Below are 16,224 nucleotides of genomic sequence, written 5' to 3' on the forward strand. Positions count from 1 at the left end.
GGCCGCGCCCGACGCTCTGGCGGGCGCGCGTGCGGCGGCGGTGCGCTGGCGAGCCAAGGCAGATGACGGGCGGTTAGCGCGCGGCTTCCGCCTGCAGCGCGGCGCGCAGCTCGGCCAGCACCGGGGTGGTCCCCGGGCGCACGCCGCGCCAGTTGTAGAACGCCTCGGCGGCCTGCTCCACGAGCATGCCCAGGCCATCGGCCGTGCGCGCGCCGCACCTGGCCGCGTAGGCCAGGAACACGGTCGGCCGGGCGCCGTACATCATGTCGTAGGCCAGCACGCCTTCGCCCAGCAGGTGCTCGGGCACCGGCGGCAGCTCGCCCTGCAGGCTGCTGGCCGATGCGTTGATGACCACGTCGCAGCCTTCGTCCTCGGACAGCGCGCCCAGCGCGTCCAGCCCGCCGGCCCACAACTCCACGCCGTACTGGTCGGCCGCCTCGACGAACGCCTCGACCATGTCGCTGGCCTTCTGCGCCGTGCGGTTGGCCACCACGATGCGGGCCGGCCGACATTCGATCAGCGGCAGCATCGCGCCCATCGCCGCGCCGCCGGCGCCCAGCACCAGGATGCGCTTGTCTTCCAGCAGCACGTCGAGGTTGTCCTGGATGTCGCGCACCAGCCCGACGCCGTCGGTGTTGTCGCCATGGATCAGCCCGTCCTCGATCCACATCGTGTTGACCGCCCCGGCAGCCTCGGCGCGCGGCGTCAGGCGGTCGGACAGGTCGTAGGCTTCCAGCTTGAACGGCGTGGTCACGTTGCAGCCGTGGCCGCCCTCGGCCAGAAAGCGGCGCACGGTGTCAGCAAAGCCGTCCAGCGGCGCCTCCAGGCGGTCGTACTGCACGGCCTCGCCGGTCTGGCGCGCAAACGCGGCGTGGATGGCCGGCGAGCGGCTGTGCGAGACGGGGTTGCCGACCACGACGTAGCGGTCGGCGGGGGAAGACTGTTCTGCGGTCATCAGCGTCCTTGCAGGCGGACGTCGAGCCCGCTGCGGGTGAACTTGAAAGTGGAAATGACTTCGAGGATGTCCTGCTTCGACTGCATCTCGGCCGTGAACGGCCCGAACGGCGCCGCCGCGCGGACAATCGCCACGGCCTGGCGGTCCAGCGCCGGGTCGCCAGAGCTCTTGGCCACGTCGATCGCGTCGATGTTGTAGCCGTCGCGGTTATAGCCGAGCTTGCCCTGGCGGTTCACGTTGATCACCAGGATCAGTTGCCCATAGAGCGGCTTGCCGTTCTTCTGCGGGAAATCGCTCGTGCCGCGCGCCTCGATCCGGCGGCGCAGGCGGTCGTAATACTGCGCGTACTCCACGCCCTGCGCGCTGGTGGCCGTAAGCTGCATGCGCTTGGGGCGCTTGGCGTAGTGTTCGAGATTGCGGCCGATCTCGGCCTCCAGCTTGGCCATCTCGTCGGTCGACGTGCGGTCGTCCTGGCCGCGCAGCGGGGTGTCCAGGCGCTGCTCGCCCGGCTTCATGGGCTGGCTGCGCACGGCCGGCGCCGCCTCGCGGGCCTGCGTCATCAGCCGGCGCTGCTCTTCTTCCAGCTGCTCGATGCGGCGCTGGGTCAGGCGCACGAGGTCGCCGTCCTTCGATTCGGTCTGCGCCGGCAGCGGCGTGGTGGCGCGCTGGGCGTCATGGTCGCCGCCGCCGTCCAGGTTGGCCTGGGCCAGCACGGTCGGGTTGCGCGGCTTTTCGGCCGATTTCGCGTTGACCAGCACCACGTCGAGCTGGGGATCGGACCGCTTGATCTCGAACACCTCCGGCGCGGCAATGCGCACCATCAGCAGCGCCGCATGGATGGCGACCGACACGGCCAGCGCCTTGGCCAGCGTGCTGCTGGATCGCCACCAGTCGCGCGGATGCGAGGGGCGGAAAGCGGGAAGAACGGCGTTCACGATGGGTCAGGGACCAGGCGGTCGGCGTGGGAGGGCAATCGTTTGGCAAACCGGCCATCCCCCCCTGCAGGGGGATGGCCGGAACGGACTTCGATTGTACGGGAGCCGCCCGGTTTACCGAAGGACTCAGGCGGGGGGGTTGGCGCCGGTGTCGCGTGGCGCCGACGCATCGTCCGGGGCCGTCTCGGCCGGGGCCTCGGCGGCGCCTTCGGTGCCACCTTCCGTGCCACCTTCCGTGCCACCTTCCGCTGCGGCTTCGGCGGCATCCTCGGCCGCCGCCTCGGCGGCTGCCTCGGCGGAAACCTCCGCCATCTCGTCCTCGGTGTCGCCTTCCAGTTCCTCTTCCGGCAGTTCGCCCTCGCCGGCAAAGATCTCCAGCACGCGGCACGACACTTCCAGCGAGATCTCGTCGGTCGACGCAATCTCCAGCAGCACCTGCGTGCCGCGCACGGCCTGCGCCAGTTCCGGCACCCGCGTCACCAGCGGGATCTCGGCAAAGCGCACCGCGCCGTCCTTGAGCACCGTGGCCATCAGCTTGCCGCGGTTTTCCTGCGCGATCCAGCGCAGGCACCAGTAGCGCTCCATGGTCGACTGGTGGTCGGCATAGGCCGCGTAGGTGCCTTCGAAGTCCGCCACGGCGGCCAGCAGGTCGGCGTCCTTGGGCTTGAACGGCGCCACCAGCTTGGCGGTCACGCCATGCTGGGCCACCGCCAGGATCTGCCACTGGTTGACCAGGTCAACGTAGCGGCGCAGCGGCGACGTGCTCCACGCGTACTGCGCCACGCCCAGCCCCTCGTGCGGCGCCGGGTAGGTCTGCATGCGCGTGCGGTGCATGCCCCACGCCTTCTGGGTGCGGTAGATGCCTGGCACGCCGTGGTCGGCCAGCAGCTTGCCCCACGTGCTGTTGGCCAGGATCATCAGTTCGGCCACGATCTTGTCCAGCGGCGATCCACGCCGGCGCTGCTCGATCCGCACGCGCTCGCCGCCGCTGTCCACCGGATCGATATAGAAGTTGAAGTCCGCGCGGTTGTGCGCCTCCGGGCGCAGGCCGCTGGCCAGACGCGCCTTCTGGCGCTCGTCGTGCAGGTGGTTGGCCAGCCGGAACAGCTCGCCAAGCTGCTCGCGGAACGGATAGTCGCCGGTGCCGCTGGCCAGCGCGGCCTCGGTGACCACGTCTTCCAGCAGGTTGTGGCGCAGGTTGGCGGCAATCGGCACCAGTTCGGCGCGCGTCTCGCTGCCGACGATGGCCAGGCCGTCCGGCGTGTCCGGGTCCACCTTCACGTACAGCGACAGCGCCGGGCAGGTGCGGCCTTCCTGCAGCGTGTAGCGTTCCACCACGCTGTCGGGCAGCATCGTGATCTTGTCGCCGGGGAAATAGACCGTGGACAGGCGCTGGCGGGCAATGGCGTCGAGCGGCTCGCCGCGCGTGAAGCCCAGGCCCGGCGCGGCGATGTGGATGCCCACGCGCAGCTTGCCGTCGGCCAGGCGCGTCACCGACAGCGCATCGTCGATCTCGGTCGTCGTGACGTCGTCGATCGAGAACGCCTCCACGTCGGCCACGGGCAGGCTGCCCGACGGGTCCGGCACGGCCACGTCCGGGAAGCCGGTGCCCTTCGGGAAGCAGTCGGCCAGGAACTTGGCCTCGTGCAGCGCGCGCGGGCTTTCCACGCCGCCCACGGCCACCATCAGGCGCATCGGCGTCATGCCCAGCGCCGTGCATGCGGCGTCCATGGCCTTGAATTCGAGACTGTTCTTGTCGGGCTTGAACAGCAGTTGCAGCACCTTGCCGCGGAACGCGTCGGGCAACTGGTGCGCCTTGAGCTGGGCCTCGTACTCGGCCTGCACCAGCAACTGCTGCTTCTTGCGCTCCACGGCGGCCAGGGCGGCCTTGAGCTGGTCTTCGGGCGCGCGCAGGTAGCGGCCGCGGCCCTTGCGGCGGAAATAGACGGGATTGCCATGCAGCGCCATCGCAAGTGCAGCCTGCTGCACTGCGCCGGCATCGGCCCCGTAGTATTCGGCAGCCAGGTCGGCAAAGCCGAATTCCTCGGCCGGCGCGCATTCCCAGAGGAAGTCGAGGTCGATCTCGGCGGTCAGCTCGCCGGTTTGCCGCACCATTTCACTGGCCGACGGCTGGGCAAACTGCAGCAGCACGTCCTTTGCCTTGACCTTGGTGCGCTTGCCCGCAGGCAATTCCACCTGGTAGGCCTCGCCCTGTTGGGCAAGGACGGTGCCGGCGCGGATTTCGCCGCCTTCTTCGAACAGCAACTGCATGGATCGGTACTTTCGGAAAGGGCCGGGACACGCCGCCACGGTGCGCGCACAAGCGCGCGGTCGAGCCGGCCCGTCCGGGCGGATATTCGACCCGGGATGATACCGCACCCAGCGTTGGCGCCGGCGGGCATCCCAGGGGCAGGGAATCAGAGCGACATGCCGCCGCCGGGCCCGGCGGCCTCGGCGACATCGCGGATCGCGCGCTCGATGGCGACCCGTCCTTCCAGTTTCATGCGGGTCTCGCTTCCTTGTGGTGGGTGTCGATCCGGCGGGGCAGCCGGGTGCCACCGGCGCCGATGTTGGGCGGCGCCGCCCGCGTGAGCAGGTCTGGCAGGAAGACCTCGGTCACAAGCATGGCGCCACCGCCGCGCCGGAACACCGAGCGCCGCGCGGGCAGCATCGGCACCGATGCAAACGCCGGCAGCACCCGCTGCAGCGCCTGGCGCAGCGGGTGATGGACGGTCAGCCGCGCGAACTGGAACGGCTCGCGCCGCACGCGCGGATCGACGAACAGCGCGCCGCCCAGCGGCCGGTTGCCCAGCCCGCGCAGAAACGGCCAGTCGCGCCGCGCGCGGTACGGATCGACAATCGTGTGCGCAAAGACCGCGGGCACGTCGTCGCAGATCAGCAGCACTTCGCGCGTGATGGCCGGCACGGGCCGGATCAGGCCCAGCGCGCGCCATTCATCGGCAAACGGCGGCCGTGGCGACTGGTTGATCCGCGTCACGCGGAACCGGCTGGACGCCGACATCAGCCGGGCCGTCAGCGAGCCCTCCCCGGCAATCCAGCGGCGCTGGTTCAGCGGGATGGCGGCGTCGTACGGCAGGTGGGCGTGCCACGCGGCGCGCAGGCCGCTCGGGCCATTCTGGCCGGGAACCGCCGCCGTCATGCCGGGCGGGCTGGCTGGCGTCCGTCGGGCCGATAGCCGCAGAAGGCGAGCACTTCGTCGACATAGGCGTCGAATTCGCTGATGCCGTGGTCGCTGCCCTCGATCACGCGGATGTGGGCACCGGGGCACGCCGCGACCATCTCGCGGTAGTCCAGCACCTCGTCGCCGGTGGTCGCCAGCAGGAAATAGCGCTCCGGGCGCGTGATGGTATCCACGCGCAGCGCCAGCAGTTCGTCCAGATGTTCGCGCTTGACCTCGACCGAGCCGCCGCCGTGGTACAGCGGCTGCTCGCCAAGATATTTCTCAAGGTCGGTCCAGGGATGGATGGCCGGATTCAGCAGCACGGCGCGGCAGCCGTGGCGCTCGGCCAGCCAGCGCGCGTAGAAGCCACCCAGCGACGAGCCGACGATGGCGATGTCGGTCTCGCCGCCGGCCCGGGCGCCCCGGATGGCCGCCTCGGCCTGGGCAATCGCCTGGGACGGCGACACATTGAGCACCGGGCAGGCGAAATATTTCTCCAGCCCCCAGGCGCGCATCCGTTCCTGCACGAGCCGCGACTTCATCGACTGCGGCGAGGAACGGAAGCCGTGCAGGTACAGCAGCATGGGATTCCCTGTGTGAAAGTGGCCGGCGGCCGTCAGCCCTTGGCGCCGATGGCGTCCAGCAGCTTCTGGTGGATGCCGCCGAAGCCGCCGTTGCTCATCACCAGCACGTGGTCGCCGGGGCGGGCGGCGGCGGTCACGGCCTGCACCAGTTCGCCCAGGTCCTGGAACGCGGCGGCCTTGTCGCCGATAGGTGCCAGCGCGTCGCCCAGATTCCAGCCCAGCGCGTCCTTGCCGGACGGTGCGCCGTAGCCGAACACCAGATCGGCAGCTTCCAGGCTGGCCGGCAGTTGGGCCGCCATCACGCCCAGCTTCATCGTGTTCGAGCGCGGCTCCAGCACGGCGAGGATGCGGGCGTCGCCCACGCGGCGGCGCAGGCCGTCGAGCGTGGTCTGGATGGCCGTCGGATGGTGCGCGAAATCGTCATAGACCGTCACGCCGCTGGCCACGCCGCGCACCTCCATGCGTCGCTTGACGTTGGCAAAGCGGCCCAGCGACTCGATGGCCTGCGCCGGCGGCACGCCCACGTGGCGGGCGGCCGCGATGGCGGCAATCGCGTTCATGCGGTTGTGCGTGCCCTGCAGGTCCCAGACCACGGTGCCCTGCAACGCCTCCTGGAAGTACACGTCGAACGCGTCCTTGCCGGCCGGCGCCTCGGTGCGGGCGTCGCCTTCGCGCCAGTCGCCCATGCCGAACTGCTCCACCTCGCTCCAGCACCCGCGTTCCAGCACGCGCGCCAGCGCGGGCTCCAGCCCGTTCACGACGAGCCGGCCCTGGCCGGGCACCGTGCGTACCAGATGATGGAATTGGGTCTCGATCGCGGCCAGATCGGGGAAGATGTCGGCGTGATCGTATTCAAGGTTGTTCAGAATGGCCGTGCGCGGGCGGTAGTGCACGAACTTGCTGCGCTTGTCGAAGAAAGCGGTGTCGTATTCGTCGGCCTCGATGACAAAGAAGTCCGATTCTGTCAGCCGCGCCGAGATACCAAAGTTCTGCGGCACGCCGCCGACCAGGAAGCCGGGGTTGTAGCCGGCGTCCTGCAGCACCCAGGCCAGCATCGACGTGGTGGTGGTCTTGCCATGCGTGCCGGCCACGGCCAGCGTCCACTTGCCGTTCAGCACGTGCTCGCCCAGCCATTGCGGGCCGGACACGTACGGCAGGTTGCGGTCCAGGATGGCTTCCATCAGCGGATTGCCGCGCGACACCACGTTGCCGATCACGTACAGGTCGGGGTTCAGCGATAGCTGCTGCGGGTCGAAGCCCTCGATCAGGTCGATGCCCTGGGCTTCCAGCTGGGTGCTCATCGGCGGGTAGACGTTGGCGTCGCAGCCGGTGACCCGGTGGCCCGCCTGCCGCGCCAGGACCGCGAGGCCCCCCATGAACGTACCGCAGATGCCAAGGATGTGAATATGCATGGGAGCTTCGGGAATGCGTGGGAATGCGTTGGGCCGCGCGGACGGGCCGGCGGCGCAGAAGTGAAGGGTCTGATTGTACCCGCATGCGTCCGGTTCCCGACCCGCTCCCGGCCCCGCCGCGCGCCTGTGCCGCATGCCGGGCCCCGGCCGTGCGGGTATCATCGACCCATGTCCCGACGCACCCCCTCCGACCCCGCCCGCCTGCGCGAGGAAATTGCCCAGGCCGCGGCGCGCATGATTGCCGAAGACGGCGCCGACTACGCCACCGCCAAGCGCAAGGCCGCCCGCCAGTTGCTGGGCGACGTCCGCGTGGCCGGCGAATGGCTGCCCGACAACGAACTGATCGAGGAGGAAGTGCGCGCCTACCAGGCGCTGTTCCAGGGCGAGCACCAGCCGCGCATCCTGGCCCTGCTGCGGCAACTGGCCGTGCTGGCCATGGACGATCTGGCCGGCTTCCGCCCCTATCTGGTCGGCGCCGTGCTCAACGGCACGGCCACCGAGCATTCCGACGTCTATATCCAGTGCTTCTGCGACAGCCCCAAGGACGTGGCGCTGCACCTGATCAACGCCGGCGTGGATTTCGAGACCAGCGAGAGCCGGCACTTCGCGGGCCGGGGCGACGTGGAGACGCTCAGCTTTCTGTGGCGCGGCCAGTGGCCGGCCGGCCGCGAGGCGCGCCTGCTGGCCGGCGAGGTGCGCGAGACGCTGGGCGCCCCGGTGGGGGTCCACATCGCGCTGTATGATGCCGTCGACGAACGGGGCGCGGCGCGCGCCGACGCCAGCGGCCGTGTGGCCCGGGCCGACATCGACGCCGTCCGCGAGCTGATGGACGAGGCGGCAGGCGCGCCCGACCAGCCGCCGCCCCTATCTATATAGAACTGTCTTCTTCCGCCCCGAACATGACCGCTTCCACCCCCGACGCCAAGCCGGCCCGCCGCTCGTCCCTGGTCCTCTGGATCGTCGTCGCCCTGCTGGCGGCCGTGGCCGGCGCCGTGGCCGCCCATTTTGCCCTCGCGCCCAAGCCGGCATCGGACCAGGCCGTCGAATCGCTGTTCCAGGCCAGGATGCCCGACCCAACCGGCGCGGAGCTGGACCTGTCCAGGTATCGCGGCAAGACGCTGGTCGTGAACTTCTGGGCGCCGTGGTGCGGCCCGTGCGTCGAGGAAATGCCGGAGCTGACCGCGCTGCACGGCGAGTACGCGCAGCGCAATGTCGAATTCATCGGCATCGGCATCGATTCGGCCGGCAACATTCAGGAATTTCTCAAGAAAGTCCCCGTGAAATATCCGCTGGCCGTGGCCGGGTTCGCCGGCACCGAACTGGCCAAGAGTTTCGGCAACGCCCAGGGCGGGCTGCCCTACACGGTGGTCATCACGCCCGACGGCGACGTGAAGTACCGCAAGATGGGGCGTGTCCACGCCGACGAACTGCGTAAGGAGTTGCCGGACGCCTGACGGGCCGGGCTGCCAACTCCGTGGGAAATTTCCCGTAAATGCGCGCTTCTGCCCCCAAATGACGCAGAAGTGACGATGGAAGGACCGCCAGATCCGTTGGTTTTCGGAAAATGTGATCTGTAAGGCGTGAGGCCCGTCTCATATGCCTTGGAGGCGACTTCGGCCTTGTATCGCGTGCTAGACAAATCCCTCTAAGCTACGGTAATCTCCGCGCAATTTCGTTGAACTGGTCGAGTCGCCGTGTCGTCTACCCCCACCGTCAGCCGCGCCGCCCGCTATCGCAAAGTGCTGGTTCTGCATGGTCCGAACCTCAATTTGCTCGGGACCCGCGAGCCGCAGGTGTATGGGCATACCACGCTGGCCGATATCGACGCCGCGCTGGCCAAACATGCCGCCGCGGCCGGGGTCGATCTGCAGACCTTCCAGTCCAACCACGAGGGCGCCCTCGTGGATCGCGTCCAGGCCGCCCGTACCGAGGGGGTGGACTTCGTGATCATCAATCCCGCGGCGTTCACGCATACCAGCGTGGCCCTGCGGGACGCCCTGGCCGGCGTGGCGATTCCGTTCGTCGAGGTGCACCTGTCCAACGTGCATCGCCGCGAGCCGTTCCGCCATCACTCGTATTTCTCCGATCAGGCGATCGGGGTGATCTGCGGGCTGGGCTGGCGGGGTTACCTGCTGGCCCTGGACTACGCGCTGGCGCAGGAGCAGGACGCCCCGGGCAGCTAGCCCTTCCTGGTAGGCAACCGAGACAACCGCGGCCTGTCGCGCCTGGCGAGGCGGGCCAACATCAATGACTGACCGCCGCCGTCCCCTTCCCTGACCCGAAGGTGACCGGACAACCCGATTCTGGAGGATAAGAAGATGGACCTGCGCAAGCTGAAGACGCTGATCGACCTGGTGGCCGAATCCGGCATTTCGGAGCTCGAAGTGACCGAGGGCGACGGCAAGGTTCGCATCGTCAAGCAACCCCCGCAGGTCGTGGCCGCCCCGGTTGCCATGCCCCAGCTCCAGGCCCTGCCCATGGCTGGCGCCGCACCGGCCGCCGCCGCGCCGGCTGCCGCCCCCGCCGACGCCGCCCCGCAACTGCCGGCCGGCCACATCGTCACGTCGCCGATGGTCGGCACGTTCTACCGCGCCCCGTCGCCGGGCGCCGCCCCGTTCGTGAACGTGGGCGACACCGTCAAGGAAGGCCAGACCGTCTGCATCATCGAAGCCATGAAGCTGCTCAACGAGATCGAGTGCGACAAGGCCGGCGTGATCAAGGAAATCCTCGTCGAAAACGGCCAGGCCGTGGAGTACGGCCAGCCGCTGTTCGTGATCGGCTGAAGCCAGCCGCCGGCTGACGCGGCACAGCGGCCCGTGGCCCTGCCGCCAAGCGTTGGCCCGGCGCGCCATTCCGGCGTGCGCGGGCCCGCCCCTGTTCTCGCAGAGAGAGACCATGTTTGAAAAAATTCTGATCGCGAACCGCGGCGAGATCGCCCTTCGCATCCAGCGCGCCTGCCGCGAGCTGGGCATCAAGACCGTGGTGGTGTACTCGGAGGCCGACAAGGAAGCCAAGTACGTGAAGCTGGCCGACGAAGCCGTCTGCATCGGCCCGGCCCCCTCGCCGCTGTCGTACCTGAACATGCCGGCCATCATCTCGGCCGCCGAAGTCACCGACGCCCAGGCCATCCACCCGGGCTACGGCTTCCTGTCGGAGAACGCCGACTTTGCCGAGCGCGTGGAGAAATCCGGCTTCGTGTTCATCGGCCCGACGTCCGACAGCATCCGCCTGATGGGCGACAAGGTGTCGGCCAAGCAGGCGATGATCAAGTCCGGCGTGCCGTGCGTGCCGGGCTCGGACGGCGCACTGCCCGACGACCCCAAGGAAATCCTGGCCACCGCGCGCCGCGTGGGCTATCCCGTGATCATCAAGGCCGCCGGCGGCGGCGGTGGCCGCGGCATGCGCGTGGTGCACACCGAGGCCGCGCTGATCAACGCCGTCAACATGACGCGCGAGGAAGCGGGCCGTGCCTTCGGCAACCCCGAGGTCTACATGGAGAAGTTCCTTGAGAACCCGCGCCATGTGGAAATCCAGATCCTGGCCGACCAGCACAAGCAGGCCATCTGGCTGGGCGAGCGCGACTGCTCGATGCAGCGCCGCCACCAGAAGGTGATCGAGGAAGCGCCCGCGCCGCACATTCCGCGCCGCCTGATCGAGCGTATCGGCGACCGCTGCGCCGATGCATGCAAGAAGATCGGCTACCGGGGCGCCGGCACGTTCGAGTTCCTGTACGAGAACAACGAGTTCTACTTCATCGAGATGAACACCCGCGTGCAGGTGGAGCATCCGGTGACCGAGATGATCACCGGCATCGACATCGTGCAGGAGCAGATCCGCATCGCCTTTGGCGAGAAGCTGCGCTTCCGCCAGAAGGACGTGGAACTGCGCGGCCACGCCATCGAGTGCCGCATCAACGCCGAGGACCCGTTCAAGTTCACGCCGTCGCCGGGCCGCATCACCGCCTGGCACATGCCCGGCGGCCCCGGTGTCCGCGTGGACTCGCACGCGTATGATGGCTACTTCGTGCCGCCCAACTACGACTCGATGATCGGCAAGATCATCACGTACGGCGCCACGCGCGACCAGGCCATCGCCCGCATGCGCATCGCGCTGTCGGAAATGGTGGTGGACGGCATCCTGACCAACGTGCCGCTGCACCGCGACCTGATGCTCGACGCCAACTTCGTGGAAGGCGGCACCAGCATCCATTATCTTGAACACCGCCTGGCCCAGAAGGCCAACGCCCACGGCGAGAAAGCCTGAGGCGGGGCCCAGCGGCCGGCTTGCAGCAAAGGAACCCCGTGGCTTTCCAGGAATGTGTGATCGAAATTGCGCAGGATCAGGCCGAAGCCTGGTCCGATGCACTGTTCGACCTCGGCGCGCTGTCGGTATCGGTGGAAGACGCCGACGCCGACACGCCTGACGAGCAGCCGCTGTTCGGGGAGCCCGGGCTGGAGCCGACGCGGCTGGCGTGGAACCGGTCGCGCGTGGTGGCGCTGTTCGACGACGAGACCGATCCCGCGCTGGTGGTGACGGCCGCCGCCAACACGCTGGGCATCGACCCGGTGCCCGACTACACGCTGCGCCCGGTGGCCGACCAGGACTGGGTGCGGCTGACCCAGTCGCAGTTCGAGCCGATCCGCGTGGGCGAGCGCATCTGGGTGGTGCCGTCGTGGCACGACGCGCCCGACCCCGACGCCGTGATCCTGGAGCTTGATCCGGGCCTGGCTTTCGGCACGGGCAGCCATCCGACCACGCGGCTGTGCATGCAGTGGCTCGAACAGAACGTGCGGGCCGGCGAGACGGTGCTGGACTACGGCTGCGGCTCGGGCATCCTGGCCATCGTGGCCAAGAAGCTCGGCGCCGGCGACACGGTCGGCATCGACATCGATCCGAATGCCGTGGAGGCATCGCGCTACAACGCCGAGCGCAACCGCGTGGCGGCGACCTTCGCGCTGCCCGAGGCGGTGTCCGAGGCCACCCACGACCTGGTGGTGGCCAACATTCTTTCCAACCCGCTCAAGCTGATGGCCGCGATGCTGACCGCGCGCGTGCGTCCGGGCGGCCGGCTGATCCTGTCCGGCGTGCTCGAACGGCAGGCCGACGAGGTGGCGGCGGCCTACGCGCCGTGGATCGCCATGTCGGTCTGGCGCAGCGAGGAAGGCTGGGTGTGCCTGCATGGCACGCGCCCGGCCGCGGCATCCCCCAACCAATCCTGATTCCCGACCATGGCCGCTGCCAAGCTCGTCACGCGCTGTCCGGCCTGCCGCACCGCGTTCCGGCTGGTGGCGGACCAGTTGCGGCTGCGCCAGGGCCTGGTCCGCTGCGGCCAGTGCGACACCGTCTTTGATGCGCGCGAGCACCTGATCGAGGTGCCCACGCCGGGCGGTAGCGGTGCCGCTGGGGCTGCCAGCAGCGTCCCCGCCGGTACGCCGGCGGCCGCGCCGCCCTCCTCGTCCGTGTCGATGGCCGCCGCGCTGGCCCACGCCGAGCAGGCGCAGGCGGCGGCGCGCGCCCGCGAGGCCGACGCGCCGTTCGATCCCGGCTTCGATCCAGGTTACGAGGTGCCGGCGCTGGATTCGCCGACGACGATGATGTCCGAGGCGGAAGCCGAGGAAGTGGTCGGCGTGGCGCCGGAAGTGCCCAGGGAAGTGGCGCCTGAACGGTCACCTGAACCCGAACCCGCCGAGACGGGCGCGGTGGCCGATGCGGTACCTGAAGAGGCCGCCGCGCATTTCGACGAGGCTGCCGAGACCGACGCCGTGCTGCCGGACGAGGCCGCACCGCAAACCGCCCCGGAAGCCGACCCATCGCCCGAACCCGCCGAAACGCCGCTGACCGAGCCGCCCGTCCCGTGGCCGACGCTCGACCACGCCGCGTTCGACGACGCCCCGCCCCGCCCGGCGCCGACAGCCGCCGCGCCGGCGCCGCACTCGTCGCTCGATCCCGCCGCTGCGTTTGCATCGACGCGCCCCTCGGGCCTGCCGCCGTACGGCGCCTATAGCGCCAAGGCAAGCTGGCCGCCACTGCGACCGTCCGAAGGCCCGACCTCCCATCCCGCCGACCACGGCACCCCGGAACCCGAAGTGCCGGCCCCGGTGGAAGCGGCCGAACCCGGCGTCGTTGCACCCGATCCCGTCGCAGAACTGCCGCCCGAACCCGCCGCGCCGGCCGACCCGGTGCCCAGCGCCAGCGGCTTCCTGCGCAGCGCGGACCCGGCCGACCCCGAGGCGGAAGCCTGGGCCGCGCAGGCCCGCGACGTGATCGAACACGACCTCGGCGTGACGCCGCGCGACGACACGCCCAGCAGCGTGGCGCGCGAGACCACCACGCGCCGCTGGCTACGCCGGGACGAACCGGCAGCCAGCGCCGGCCCGGTCTTCGCACCCGATTTCCTGCGCCACACCCGCGAGCGCGAACAGGCGCGCGCGCCGCGCCCCAAGGTGACGGTGCCCGGCAGCCAGCGCACGTGGATCCGCGCGGCGGCCGTGGTGCTGGGGCTGGGTATCCTGGTCCAGGGCGTCTTTCTGGCGCGTAGCCAGATTGCCGGCAGCGTGCCGGTGCTGCGGCCGGTACTCGAAGCGGCCTGCGCGCCGTTCGGCTGCGCCGTGCCGCCGTGGCGCGACCTGGAAGCGCTGCGCATCGACAGCTCGCAGTTGCAGAAGCAGGACGAAGGCGCCGACGTCTACCAGTTGGCCGTCACGCTGCGCAACCAGGGCCGCGCCACCACGGCCCTGCCCGCCATCGAACTCGTGATGACCGACCTGCAGGACCAGCTGCTGCTGCGCCGCGTGCTGCAGCCGGGCGAGTACCTGGAGCCGGCCCAGCGCGGCTTTGCCACCTCGGGCCTGCGCGCGGGCAGCGAGCTGCCGGTTCGGGTACGATTCCGGACGCAGCAGGCCGCGGCGAACTACCGCGTGCTGATCTTCTATCCCTGAATTCATCGCCCCCCGCCACGCCGGCCGGCAATGCACCGGACCGGCGGGCCGTACCTTCCTGACAGGAGCAACCATGAGCAACGTGACCCTCGGCGGCAACGCCATCGAAGTTGGCGGCAAGTTTCCCCAGGCTGGCGACAAGGCCCCGGCCTTCTCGCTGGTCGGCAAGGACCTCAAGGACGTGACGCTGGCCGACTTCGCCGGCAAGCGCAAGGTCCTGAACATCGTGCCCAGCCTGGACACGCCCGTGTGCCAGGCGTCGGCACGCAAGTTCAACGAGGCCGCCAGCAGCCTCGACAACACCGTGGTGCTGACGATCTCGGCCGACCTGCCGTTCGCGATGGGCCGCTTCTGCACGGCCGAGGGCCTGGCCAACGTGGTCACGCTGTCGACCATGCGCGGCGCCGATTTCAAGAACGCCTACGGCGTGGACATCAAGTCGGGCCCGCTGGCCGGCGTGTGCGCACGTGCCGTGGTGGTCGTGGACGAGAACGACGCCGTCAAGTACAGCCAGCTCGTGCCCGAGATCAAGCAGGAGCCTGATTACGACGCCGCGCTGGCCGCACTGAAATAATCTGTGCGGTAGCACACGATTTGCGAAGCGCCTCCGCCCGTCATGCACGGGCGGAATTATTTAACGTATCTGTTTCTGCCCGTCATCCCTGGGCCGGAACGCTTGGAGAAAAGATGTCCAGCCTGATCTGCGGCTCCGTCGCCTACGACACCATCATGACGTTCGACGGACGGTTCCGTGAACACATCCTTCCGGACCAGATCCAGATGCTGAACGTCTCGTTCCTGGTGCCCGGCATGCGGCGCGAGTTCGGCGGCTGCGCCGGCAACATCGCCTACACGCTGAAGATGCTGGGCGGCGAACCGGTGGTGATGGCGACGGTGGGCCAGGACGCCGGACCGTACCTGCAGCATCTGCGCGATCTGGGTATCGGCACCGGGCATATCCGTACGCTGCCGGACACGTTCACCGCGCAGGCGATGATCACGACCGACCTCGACAACAACCAGATCACGGCTTTCCACCCGGGCGCCATGGGCCAGTCGCAGCTCAATGCCGTGCAGGACGTGCTGGCGGCCGGCACGCGCCCGGCGCTGGGCATCGTCGCGCCGGACAGCCGCGAGGGCATGCTGCACCATGCGCGGCAGTTCGCCGAGGCCGGCATCCCGTTCATCTTCGACCTGGGCCAGGCCATGCCGCTGTTCAACGGCGAGGACCTGCGCCGGTTCGTTGAACTCGCCAGTTACGTGACGGTCAATGACTACGAAGCGCAGGTCATGCTGTCGCGCACCGCGTGGACCAGTGCCGACGTGGCCGCCAAGGTCCGCGCGTTCATCGTGACGCACGGCGAACGCGGCGCCACGATCTTCGCCGACGGCCAGCAGTACGCCATCCCGGCCGTGCAGGCCGAGCGCGTGGTGGACCCCACCGGCTGCGGCGACGCCTTCCGGGGCGGCCTGCTGCACGGCATCGAGCAGGGCATGGACTGGGAAACCACGGGCCGGCTGGCGTCGCTGATGGGCGCGCTCAAGATCGCCCAGCAGGGCCCCCAGAATCACTGGATTTCGCACGACGAGATCGCCAGCCGGTTCGCGTCGGCATTCGGCTACCAATACGCGTAAGATGGAACGGTGCACCGCGCGCACCGGGTGAGGACGAACGGCGCGGCCAACAGACGGGAGTTGCCATGCATCAGATACTTCGATTCGGCGGCGCGGCGGTACTGGCCGCGGCAGCACTGGTCGGCGGCTGCGCCAATTACTCGAACTCCGGCAGCGTCTACGCGCCCGGCCAGGCCAACCGCGAGCAGACGGTGCGCTACGGCGTGGTGCAGGGCGTACGCGAGGTCATGATCCAGGGCGGCACAACGGGCGCCGGTACCATCGCCGGCGGCGCGCTGGGCGGCGTGGCGGCGGGCAGCACCATCGGCAGCGGTGGCGGATCGGTGGCGGCGGGCCTGCTTGGCGCGGTGCTGGGCGGCATTGCCGGCAGCGCGGCCGAGAACCGCATCACCCAGCGGCGCGGCCTGGAGATCACGGTGCAGCTGGAAGACGGCGACCTGCGCGCCATCACCCAGGAGGCCGACGAGGTGTTCCGCCCTGGCGATCGGGTGCGGCTGCTGTCGTCGGGCGGCGTGACGCGCGTCTCGCACTGACAACATTACACGGCTGCCATGCTGCAACGCCGCGTGCCTTCGGGCCGCGGC

General features: G+C 69.5%; 16 protein-coding genes. 10 read left to right on the forward strand and 6 right to left on the reverse strand.

Translation table 11 applies throughout. The features are described 5' to 3' along the window. Window positions 1-73: 73 nt before the first annotated feature. The 6 genes from aroE to mpl form a co-directional block, all read right to left on the reverse strand. Window positions 74-955, reverse strand: coding sequence for a shikimate dehydrogenase (aroE, locus tag QTN24_RS03650; RefSeq protein ID WP_124683265.1), 882 nt, complete (start codon window positions 953-955; stop codon window positions 74-76). Continuing rightward, window positions 955-1,890 (reverse strand): energy transducer TonB, encoded by a 936-nt coding sequence (locus tag QTN24_RS03655; RefSeq protein ID WP_124683264.1) that lies wholly within the window; start codon window positions 1,888-1,890, stop codon window positions 955-957. Before QTN24_RS03655 ends, aroE begins: the two co-directional genes overlap by 1 nt. A gap of 126 nt (window positions 1,891-2,016) precedes the next feature. Next, complete coding sequence (locus tag QTN24_RS03660; RefSeq protein WP_313835326.1) at window positions 2,017-4,161, reverse strand: ribonuclease catalytic domain-containing protein; 2,145 nt, start codon at window positions 4,159-4,161, stop codon at window positions 2,017-2,019. A 229-nt stretch (window positions 4,162-4,390) separates the two neighbouring features. Then, the gene (locus tag QTN24_RS03665) at window positions 4,391-5,050 is read right to left on the reverse strand and encodes a chorismate--pyruvate lyase family protein (RefSeq protein ID WP_124683262.1); all 660 of its coding nucleotides are present in this window, start codon (window positions 5,048-5,050) and stop codon (window positions 4,391-4,393) included. Beyond that, complete coding sequence (locus QTN24_RS03670; protein WP_313835327.1) at window positions 5,047-5,655, reverse strand: YqiA/YcfP family alpha/beta fold hydrolase; 609 nt, start codon at window positions 5,653-5,655, stop codon at window positions 5,047-5,049. The genes QTN24_RS03665 and QTN24_RS03670 overlap by 4 nt, the downstream gene beginning before the upstream one ends. A gap of 32 nt (window positions 5,656-5,687) precedes the next feature. Beyond that, window positions 5,688-7,067: a UDP-N-acetylmuramate:L-alanyl-gamma-D-glutamyl-meso-diaminopimelate ligase gene (gene mpl / locus QTN24_RS03675; RefSeq protein ID WP_124683260.1), complete on the reverse strand. Its 1,380-nt coding sequence runs from the start codon at window positions 7,065-7,067 to the stop codon at window positions 5,688-5,690. Between the two features lie 168 nt (window positions 7,068-7,235). Here mpl and QTN24_RS03680 point away from each other — a divergent pair, with 168 nt between their 5' ends. From QTN24_RS03680 to QTN24_RS03725, 10 genes are all read left to right on the forward strand, one after another. Then, window positions 7,236-7,943, forward strand: a complete 708-nt coding sequence (locus QTN24_RS03680) for a UDP-N-acetylmuramate--alanine ligase (protein WP_313835328.1) — start codon at window positions 7,236-7,238, stop codon at window positions 7,941-7,943. Between the two features lie 23 nt (window positions 7,944-7,966). Beyond that, the gene (locus QTN24_RS03685) at window positions 7,967-8,521 is read left to right on the forward strand and encodes a TlpA disulfide reductase family protein (protein ID WP_313835329.1); all 555 of its coding nucleotides are present in this window, start codon (window positions 7,967-7,969) and stop codon (window positions 8,519-8,521) included. A 240-nt stretch (window positions 8,522-8,761) separates the two neighbouring features. After that, window positions 8,762-9,250: a type II 3-dehydroquinate dehydratase gene (gene aroQ / locus QTN24_RS03690; protein WP_124683257.1), complete on the forward strand. Its 489-nt coding sequence runs from the start codon at window positions 8,762-8,764 to the stop codon at window positions 9,248-9,250. A 135-nt stretch (window positions 9,251-9,385) separates the two neighbouring features. Continuing rightward, window positions 9,386-9,850 (forward strand): acetyl-CoA carboxylase biotin carboxyl carrier protein, encoded by a 465-nt coding sequence (gene accB, locus QTN24_RS03695; RefSeq protein ID WP_313835330.1) that lies wholly within the window; start codon window positions 9,386-9,388, stop codon window positions 9,848-9,850. A 112-nt stretch (window positions 9,851-9,962) separates the two neighbouring features. Next, entirely contained in the window at window positions 9,963-11,330 is a 1,368-nt protein-coding gene (gene accC, locus QTN24_RS03700) for an acetyl-CoA carboxylase biotin carboxylase subunit (protein ID WP_124683255.1), read from the forward strand. 38 nt (window positions 11,331-11,368) lie between these two features. Then, window positions 11,369-12,286 (forward strand): 50S ribosomal protein L11 methyltransferase, encoded by a 918-nt coding sequence (gene prmA / locus QTN24_RS03705; protein WP_124683254.1) that lies wholly within the window; start codon window positions 11,369-11,371, stop codon window positions 12,284-12,286. Window positions 12,287-12,295: 9 nt separating this feature from the next. Continuing rightward, window positions 12,296-14,005: a DUF3426 domain-containing protein gene (locus QTN24_RS03710; protein WP_313835331.1), complete on the forward strand. Its 1,710-nt coding sequence runs from the start codon at window positions 12,296-12,298 to the stop codon at window positions 14,003-14,005. A gap of 73 nt (window positions 14,006-14,078) precedes the next feature. Continuing rightward, entirely contained in the window at window positions 14,079-14,579 is a 501-nt protein-coding gene (gene tpx / locus QTN24_RS03715; RefSeq protein WP_124683252.1) for a thiol peroxidase, read from the forward strand. A 113-nt stretch (window positions 14,580-14,692) separates the two neighbouring features. After that, the gene (locus tag QTN24_RS03720) at window positions 14,693-15,640 is read left to right on the forward strand and encodes a carbohydrate kinase family protein (protein WP_124683251.1); all 948 of its coding nucleotides are present in this window, start codon (window positions 14,693-14,695) and stop codon (window positions 15,638-15,640) included. A 65-nt stretch (window positions 15,641-15,705) separates the two neighbouring features. Next, window positions 15,706-16,173 (forward strand): hypothetical protein, encoded by a 468-nt coding sequence (locus QTN24_RS03725; RefSeq protein ID WP_124683250.1) that lies wholly within the window; start codon window positions 15,706-15,708, stop codon window positions 16,171-16,173. The last annotated feature ends 51 nt before the right edge of the window (window positions 16,174-16,224 follow it).

It is taken from the genome of Cupriavidus sp. SZY C1 (assembly GCF_032190535.1).
Classification (GTDB): Bacteria; Pseudomonadota; Gammaproteobacteria; order Burkholderiales; family Burkholderiaceae; genus Cupriavidus; species Cupriavidus pauculus_C.